Source organism: Nocardia nova (genome assembly GCF_002933465.1).
GTDB lineage: Bacteria > Actinomycetota > Actinomycetes > Mycobacteriales > Mycobacteriaceae > Nocardia > Nocardia nova_B.
Genome location: NZ_PSZE01000043.1, coordinates 24,428 through 32,046, shown reverse-complemented (window position 1 = coordinate 32,046; position 7,619 = coordinate 24,428). Strand labels below are relative to the sequence as shown.

General features: G+C 65.6%; 11 protein-coding genes. 5 read left to right on the top strand and 6 right to left on the bottom strand.

What is annotated here, in order from left to right; all coding sequences use genetic code 11:
* Positions 1-49: 49 nt before the first annotated feature.
* The gene (locus C5E41_RS31085) at positions 50-805 is read right to left on the bottom strand and encodes a TPR repeat region-containing protein (protein WP_146097750.1); all 756 of its coding nucleotides are present in this window, start codon (positions 803-805) and stop codon (positions 50-52) included.
* Between the two features lie 647 nt (positions 806-1,452).
* On the opposite strand from C5E41_RS31085, the gene C5E41_RS31080 reads away from it, so the two are divergent.
* Positions 1,453-1,842 (top strand): GmrSD restriction endonuclease domain-containing protein, encoded by a 390-nt coding sequence (locus tag C5E41_RS31080; RefSeq protein ID WP_219823294.1) that lies wholly within the window; start codon positions 1,453-1,455, stop codon positions 1,840-1,842.
* Here the strand turns inward: C5E41_RS31080 and C5E41_RS34265 are convergent.
* The 5 genes from C5E41_RS34265 to C5E41_RS31060 form a co-directional block, all read right to left on the bottom strand.
* Positions 1,814-1,960: a hypothetical protein gene (locus C5E41_RS34265; RefSeq protein WP_181063507.1), complete on the bottom strand. Its 147-nt coding sequence runs from the start codon at positions 1,958-1,960 to the stop codon at positions 1,814-1,816. The two genes, C5E41_RS31080 and C5E41_RS34265, sit on opposite strands and share 29 nt — an antisense overlap.
* A gap of 14 nt (positions 1,961-1,974) precedes the next feature.
* The gene (locus C5E41_RS31075; RefSeq protein WP_104380720.1) at positions 1,975-2,256 is read right to left on the bottom strand and encodes a hypothetical protein; all 282 of its coding nucleotides are present in this window, start codon (positions 2,254-2,256) and stop codon (positions 1,975-1,977) included.
* A gap of 47 nt (positions 2,257-2,303) precedes the next feature.
* Complete coding sequence (locus C5E41_RS31070; protein ID WP_368854194.1) at positions 2,304-2,609, bottom strand: hypothetical protein; 306 nt, start codon at positions 2,607-2,609, stop codon at positions 2,304-2,306.
* 292 nt (positions 2,610-2,901) lie between these two features.
* Positions 2,902-3,891 (bottom strand): N-acetylglutamate synthase, CG3035 family, encoded by a 990-nt coding sequence (locus tag C5E41_RS31065; RefSeq protein ID WP_104379258.1) that lies wholly within the window; start codon positions 3,889-3,891, stop codon positions 2,902-2,904.
* Positions 3,881-4,471: a peptide deformylase gene (locus C5E41_RS31060; protein WP_104379257.1), complete on the bottom strand. Its 591-nt coding sequence runs from the start codon at positions 4,469-4,471 to the stop codon at positions 3,881-3,883. Before C5E41_RS31060 ends, C5E41_RS31065 begins: the two co-directional genes overlap by 11 nt.
* 126 nt (positions 4,472-4,597) lie before the next feature.
* On the opposite strand from C5E41_RS31060, the gene C5E41_RS31055 reads away from it, so the two are divergent.
* The 4 genes from C5E41_RS31055 to C5E41_RS31040 all read left to right on the top strand — a co-directional run bounded on the left by C5E41_RS31055 (position 4,598) and on the right by C5E41_RS31040 (position 7,579).
* Complete coding sequence (locus tag C5E41_RS31055; RefSeq protein WP_104379256.1) at positions 4,598-4,999, top strand: DUF3263 domain-containing protein; 402 nt, start codon at positions 4,598-4,600, stop codon at positions 4,997-4,999.
* 54 nt (positions 5,000-5,053) lie between these two features.
* Positions 5,054-5,614: a LytR C-terminal domain-containing protein gene (locus C5E41_RS31050; RefSeq protein WP_104379255.1), complete on the top strand. Its 561-nt coding sequence runs from the start codon at positions 5,054-5,056 to the stop codon at positions 5,612-5,614.
* Positions 5,615-5,730: 116 nt separating this feature from the next.
* The gene (gene sodC / locus C5E41_RS31045) at positions 5,731-6,420 is read left to right on the top strand and encodes a superoxide dismutase[Cu-Zn] (protein WP_104379254.1); all 690 of its coding nucleotides are present in this window, start codon (positions 5,731-5,733) and stop codon (positions 6,418-6,420) included.
* A gap of 13 nt (positions 6,421-6,433) precedes the next feature.
* On the top strand, positions 6,434-7,579 hold the full coding sequence (locus C5E41_RS31040) for a glutamate--cysteine ligase (RefSeq protein ID WP_104379253.1): 1,146 nt from the start codon (positions 6,434-6,436) through the stop codon (positions 7,577-7,579).
* Positions 7,580-7,619: the final 40 nt, after the last annotated feature.

Below are 7,619 nucleotides of genomic sequence, written 5' to 3'. Positions count from 1 at the left end.
CCACCCCTACGACCAGGAACAACAGTGGAAAAGCTGGGCAGACCAGCGGCTACCCCACGCCCGGGAACGGTTGTCTGCACGCCGCAGGCGCGCAGACAAACCCACAGACCCTGTCGGTGGATCGAGGCTCAGCGCTCATGCCGTTCATCGCCTGGGACATGCCCTGTAGATATTCGAACTGCGGCAGGTTGGCATTGCGACCATTGGCCAGGGCGTCCTTCTGCTCCGCGTCCAAGTCGGTTGCCGATTTCAGGCGCGCCAACGTTGACGCATCGGCGGTTCCGTTGCGTACTGCCTTGATATCCTCTTGGGCCTGCTGTGCAGTGAACTGATCGGCAGGGTTGGCGACGCATTTCTCGGCAGAAACCGGTGCCGTCGCAGAGATGGCGTTGACCGCCTCCGCAATTTTCGGCGCCCATTTGTCCATGGCCTGGCCCAGTTGGTCGGCGAGGCTGGTCAGGGTGGCGTAGGTGCTGTCCACCGCGTTCTTGTCGGCGTCCTTGTGGTAGGTGATATTGAAGTCATCGGCGACCGACCAATCGGCGGGCAGGTTGTGCACGGTCCGCTTGATCTCGACAATCAGCCATCCGGCCTCGTTCTCCGCGCCGTGCAACGCGGTCGACAAATCGTCGTACGCGGTCGCCACCGCGCGTTGCTGGGTCTTCTCGCGATCCGCCCGGTCTCCTGCAGCCTGAAAGGCCGCACCGGACCACTCCAGCCCATGGATGGTTCGATTCATCGTGTCGGCCTGTGTATCGATCGCGTCGCGGAGCTTTGCCGCGTCTTCGGCGACGACCGCCAACATTCCCTGTTCCCAGGTCAGTACCTGCGTCTTCGTCGGCCTCGGCATCTCAGTTGCCCGTTGTGTTGAGGTCGCCGAAGTCCTTCAGCTGCTTCGCCAGTTCCTCGTCCTGCCCTTTGAAATGTGGCGGCGGTGGAATAGAGCAACTCCGCCAGCCCCGCGTACCGCGATGCCAGAGTCCGCTTGGCTTGCGAGCTGGCTGCATCCGCACCGGACAACGCCGCGGCAATCGGTGACCCCTTCAGCGAATCGATACCGCGACCGGCATTGAGGAGCGGAAAAACCTGCGCATCCTTCACCGCCTCACCCAACCTGCCCAGACCAATCGCAGCTTCGCGCAACGATTCCGGTGTGATCTTCATAAACTCCCCCTGGGCCAGACTCGGCGCCCACTTTCGGAGAATCATAGCAGTGGCGGCCACAACCAAACTTGCGGCTGGTCGGTCTCGCTCGCGCGACCGTGCTGACCGGAAGGTCGGCATCCCTCAGCCACCGCTCCTCAGCGGTGTGCTCGGTCAGCGCGGATGTCGGTGCTCGCCTCTACCATGTCCGCATCACCGCAAGGGCAGGTCACTGAATTGGTAAGGCGTAGAACCGCTTCGCACGATCCCGAACCACGAGTACCACGTCTGGTCAAGGTGGCTGAGCAGGTGTTGGACGGTGCCATAGTGCTGCCGAAGTTCCAACGCGAATTCGTTTGGTCCCCGCAGAAGACGCTGGACTTGCTCGACTCGGTGGCATCCAACTACCCGATCGGCAGCGTGTTGCAATGGCAGATCCCCGACCGGCAGTTCGCGAGTGAACGGACAGTCGCCGACCTCGAAGTAGTTGCCGCGCAACATGGATATCCGTTGAACTATGTGCTCGACGGGCAACAGCGGATCGCAAGCATACGTGGTGCGCTGTATTGGAAGCCTGGCGACGATCCGGAGAGCCGTTGGAATATCGGTTACGGCCTCGATGATGAAACCTTTTGCCAGCTGACGAGCTTCGGCGATCCAGTACCGCATGTCATTCCCGCCGCCTGCTGTCCGTGGTGACGCGGCAGACGTAGTTCAGGAAGCGTTCTACCAGCCCGTGATCGCCATCGGCGTTCGAAATCTGGTGCACCACGTCGCCGAAGGCAGGTGCGAAGTACCCGTCCTTCGGCTTGGTCACCGACGTCAGCATGATCAGGTTCGCGCATACGTTGGCTCGACGTGACGGCACCCCGATCCGACCGAGGAACGCCTTGGGAAACAGATGATGGAACTCCTTGTCAGATCGAGATTCGCGTTGTTGAGCTCATTGCGCATACGGCCGGCGTGGTCGTTGTTCTCGCAGAAGACGCTGGTCTTACGCATCAGGCCGGTTTTGTGCAGATAGTTGGTGAGATAGCGAGCGGCAACCTCGGTTCGGTCCAGGATCGCGAGCACTCGTTCGTATTGCTGGGGAGTGTAGAGGCCTGGCGGCACCCGCTCACCGTCGATATCCAGGGTGCCCGGTTCGGGAACATAGCCGGTTAGGTTTGATCGAAGGGAGCGAGCAGCATCGCGCGCTCGAGTTTCGACGTCGCCGGATCTTGACCATAGAACCGCTCCCACAGTCCTTCTGGAGTCGGGAATCCGATCCGCGTCTGTATCGCGCCGCCTACGACGATCTCGTAGATCACCTTGCCATTGGTGGCGTACGCGACAGGCACATCCAGCAGGACGGCATAGCGCCGAGCTTGCTCGATCCCAGTCTGCTCGTTCTCGCTGGTTCGCTTCGCTTCGACGACGGCGATCGGAAAATCGTCTTCGTATTCGAGTACATAGTCGGCGCGCAACGGATCGGCCCGTCGGTGCCTGCGGGCGGATGCGATGATGCGGCCCTGGTTGATCGTGTACTCATCCTGGATACGCTCGCGAGACCACTCTGCCTGTATCAGCTGAGCGAGAATGACCGCTGTGCGCGTTGCGTCCTCGGTTTGTCCCCCGGGCTTTGCTCATTCTCCGTTTCTACCGCATGTCCCGAAGCGCGGAAAGGCCTCTGCGGCAGGCCAATCGGTTGCTTGGTCAGCTCGAGAAGTAGCCTTGGCGCTCGGGATTATTCGCGTGGAACTGGATGTCCGGGCCGGTTCACTCGCGGCGGTGGCGGCCCGCGTCGGGGTCCGGAGCGGCGTAGCGGTAGGTGTGGTGGTCGACGAAGCCCATCTCCCGGTACATCGCGAGGGCGGCGTCGTTGTTCGCCTCCACCTGGACGTAGGCGTGAGTGGCGCCGCGTTTGTAGCCCCAGTTGATCAGCTCGGCGCACACGAGGGTGCCCAGGCCGTGGCGGCGGTGGGGTGCGGCGACCGCGAGACAGCTCAGGCCGATCCAGTGTCGGCCGTCGGGGGCGGTGGTGCGGGCGCCGCGGCCGATCGCCAGCGGGGTCGGCAGGCCGAGTGCGGCGAAACCGAGTTCACCGTCGCGGACCGCGGTGAGCACGTCGGTGTCCGGCAGCGGCGCGGCCACGTCGACGGTGTCCTCTCCACGATGCCGGTGCAGTTCCAGCCACGCCGGGTGCGGACGCTCGTCGATGCGGACCATCGACGGGCCCTGCGGTAGTACGAAAGTGGTGATATCGATGCCGAGCACCCTCGTCTCGCCCCAGGTGCGCCAACCCGGCGGCACCGGCGCCAGGCGGTCGGGAAGCCGAAGCCGCAGCGGCAGGCCGTGTTCGGTATACCACTCGCCGATGCGGCGCAGCGTGCGCATGTCGAGGGCGGCGGTGCGGCCCGATTCGCCCAGTGGCACAGCGGAATTCGCGCGATGGGTGTACCCGTTGCCGGCACTGCACAGCCAGCCGTCGAACCAGGCCCGCTCGAGCCCGGGCCAGCCGTCGATCGCGGCCGCTTCCAGCGCGCGGATCTCACCGATCCGGATCGGGCGTGGCCCCAGTGCTTTCATCGCCACCACCCGATCGGGGGCGATGGTCACGGTGGTGCCGTCGGCGGTGCGGACCTGCATCGGATCCGGCGAGACGAGCTCACCGATCACATCCGTGAACTGCTGCGGATAACCCTCGGGCAGGCGGTAGCGCACCACCACGCGGCGCCCGAGCGGGATATCGGGACGGTCAGTCGTCATGCCCGAACGGATCCGGCACCTCGCCCGGCACCCAGCTCAGACCCGGTGTGCCCCAGCCGTTGCGCTTGATCGCCTTCTTCGCGGCGCGGGCGTTGCGGCCGATCAGCACATCCACGTAGAGGAAACCGTCGAGGTGGCCGACCTCATGCTGCAGCATGCGGGCGAAGAACCCCTTGCCCTCGATGGTGACCGGCTCGCCGTGTTCGTCGGTGCCGGTGACCCGCGCCCAGTCCGCGCGGCCGGTGGGGAACTGCTCACCCGGAACGGAGAGGCAGCCCTCCTCGTCGTCGTCGGGATCGGGCATGGTTTCGGGGATCTCGGAGGTTTCCAGCACCGGGTTGATCACCGCGCCGCGCCGCCGTCGCACCGAGCCGTCGGGCTGCACGTCGGGGCAGTCGTAGACGAACAGCCGCAGCGATTCACCGACCTGATTGGCGGCCAGCCCGACTCCGTTGGCGGCGTCGAGGGTTTCGTACATGTCCGCGATCAGGCCGGCGAGCTCGTCCGGCGATTGCGATACCTGCCGGGTCGGGTTGTGCAGCACCGGATCGCCGACGATGCGGATCGGGAGAATCGCCATGGTGGCACACTTTACGCGGCGCCGCGTGTACGGCCCGACACGCCGTACGACGCCTCGGTGAACGGGTGTGCCGCGTGGTTGAATGACGACGACTGTCGTCCGTTGTTGATTCGGCGAGGGAGCGATATGGACAGCGCAGCGGCCCGGAATTTATCCGCAAGCGAGGACAGCTCCGCGAGCGAAGAGATCGTGGCAGTGGTCGAAGGCGCCTCCGGCGCGGTGGTCGAAGGCGCCTCCGGCGCGGTGGTCGACGGCGCCCCCGAGGGGGTCGCGGTCGACGGTCTCACCCGCCGCGAACTCGACATTCTCGATTTCGAGCGCAAGTGGTGGAAGTACGCCGGCGCCAAGGAAGAAGCCATCCGGGAGCTGTTCGCCATGTCCGCCACCCGCTACTACCAGGTTCTCAACGCCGTCGTCGACAAGCCCGAGGCGCTGGCCGCCGATCCGATGCTGGTGAAACGGCTGCGCCGGTTGCGGGCCAGCCGGCAGAAATCGCGGGCGGCGCGGCGGCTGGGCTTCCAGGTCTGACCGGCGGATGTCCGATGCACGCGCCCGCTCATCCCTGCGACTAGGGTCGACACCGTGAGCAACCCGAATCCGCCCTCCGGTGGACCGCCGCTGCGAGCACTCGCGATGGTGCTGATCGCGCTGGCCATCGTCTTCGCGGGCCTCGGCGCGATGGCGCTGTCGAACTCGAATTCCGATTCCGCTGCCGCGGAGACCTCGCCGGACACCGAAACGACGGTCGCCCCGGTCGCCACCACCCGCGCCGCCGCCACGACGACGACGGTCACGACCACCGCGGCGCCGACGACCACGCTCACCACGACCACCGCGGCGCCGACCAGCACGACGGTCGGCGTGGACAAGACCGTGCCGGTCCGGGTGCTGAACAACAGCACCGTCGCCGGCCTGGCCTCCCGCACCGGGAGCCAGCTCACCGCGGCGGGCTTCGACGTCACCGAGACCGGCAACTACCCCGGCGGTGTGATCGCGAAAACAACTGTCTACTACGGAAATTCCCCGCACGAACGGGAGACCGCTCAGGCGATCGCGAATGAATTGGGAGTGTCGGCCGAACCGCGTTTCGCCGGAATCGCGGACTCGCCGCCGGGCATCATCGTCATCGTCACCGGTAACTAGAACCCAACCGAGCCCCACCAGTGCGGTGCACAACGGCTCTGGCATCATCTTGTTCGGTAAGGAATCTGTTCAACCAGCACTACTCGTAAACTCGGTACTCGTAAAGGAGTTCTCCGATGGCCCCCTCCGCAACCCGTCGCCCGTCCTGGCGGACTGTGACCCCGATGCTGGCGATCGCGGCTTTCGGCCTGGTCGCATGCAGCAACAGCCAGGAGTCGAGCGACGTCAAGGGGACCACCCCGCCGGTATGGACCGGTAGCGCCGGTCCCGCGGAGAACTCCGGCACCAGCGCCGAGCAGAACCCGCCCGCCGGCGATTCGGTCTCGGTGCAGTTGAAGGACCCCTCCGGCGCCCAGGTCGGCACCGCCACCATCGCCAAGTCGGGCGACAAGCTGCAGATCACCGTCGACGCGCACGGCCTGCAGCCGGGCTTCCACGGCCTGCACATCCACCAGAACGGCAAGTGCGAGCCGAACTCCACCGCCCCGTCCGGCGGCGCGCCGGGCAACTTCCTGTCCGCCGGTGGCCATCTTCAGGTGGGCGAACCGAACGCCCATCCGTCCAGCGGCGATCTGACCTCGCTCGAGGTCGGCAAGGACGGCACCGCGAAGCTGGTGACCACCACCGACTCCGTGACGCTGGATCAGATCAAGGGCAAGGCGCTGATGATCCACGCCGGCGCCGACAACTTCGGCAACATCCCGAACCGCTACCAGCAGGCCAACGGTGGCGCGCCCGGGCCCGATGCCGAGACTCTGGCAACCGGCGACGCGGGCGGCCGGGTCGCCTGCGGCGTCATCGGGTAAGAGCGGATCCGTCATGGGTGGGGCTGGCTCTCGAGCGGTTCCCTGGAACGGCTCGCCCCGCCCGACGCTGGGCGTCGAATGGGAGATCGCGCTCGTCGACAAGCAGACGCGCAATCTCTCCAATACGGCCGCCGCGGTCTTCGATCAGGTCGGTGATCTGCGGGCGCCCAACGGCCCGCCGCACGTCACCAAGGAGCTGCTGAAGAATACGGTCGAACTCGTCAGCGGCGTCCACGACACCGTCGGCGAGGTGGTCGACGAGATGCACGCCACGATGGACACCGTGCGCGCGGCCGCCGACCGAGTCGGTGTGGACCTGTTCTGCGCGGGCACCCATCCGTTCGCCCAGTGGTCGACCCAACAGCTGACCCGCTCCGAGCATTACGACGAGCTGATCAGCCGCACCCAGTGGTGGGGGCGCCAGATGCTGATCTGGGGCGTGCACGTGCACGTGGGAGTCTCGCACTCGGAGAAGGTCTTTCCGATTCTCAACACGCTGCTGCTCTCGTATCCGCATCTGCTGGCGCTGTCGGCGTCCTCACCGATGTGGGCCGGCATCGATACCGGGTACGCGAGCAATCGCGCGCTGATGTTCCAGCAGCTGCCGACCGCCGGATTGCCGTTCCAGTTCGAGAACTGGTCGCAGTTCGAGTCTTTCGTGCACGATCAGATGAAAACCGGTGTGTTCGAACAACTCGGCGGGATGCACTGGGATATCCGCCCCGCGCCGAAATGGGGGACCATCGAGGTCCGCGTCTGCGATGGAATCCCCAGTCGCTTCGAGCTTTCCGCACTCGTCGCACTGATCCACTGCCTGATCGTGGATCTGGATCGCAGGGTGGAGGCGGGGGAGGCCATGCCCACCCTGCCGCCCTGGCATGTGCAGGAAAACAAGTGGCGCGCAGCGCGTTACGGCCTGGACGCGATCATCATCACCGACTCCGACAGCAACGAGCGGCTGGTCACCGACGATCTGATGGATCTGCTGGATCGATTGCAGCCCACCGCGAAACTGCTGCAGTGTGAGAACGAACTCGCGCGGGTGCCCGATATCGTGGAACGCGGGGCGTCGTATCAACGGCAGCGGCGAGTGGCGGCGGCCGCGCAGGGCGATCTGGTCGCGGTGGTGGACGCGCTGGTCGAGGAATTGAAGAGCTGAGTCGGCGACGCGGCGCCGCGGCCGGACTTGCTGCCGCCGA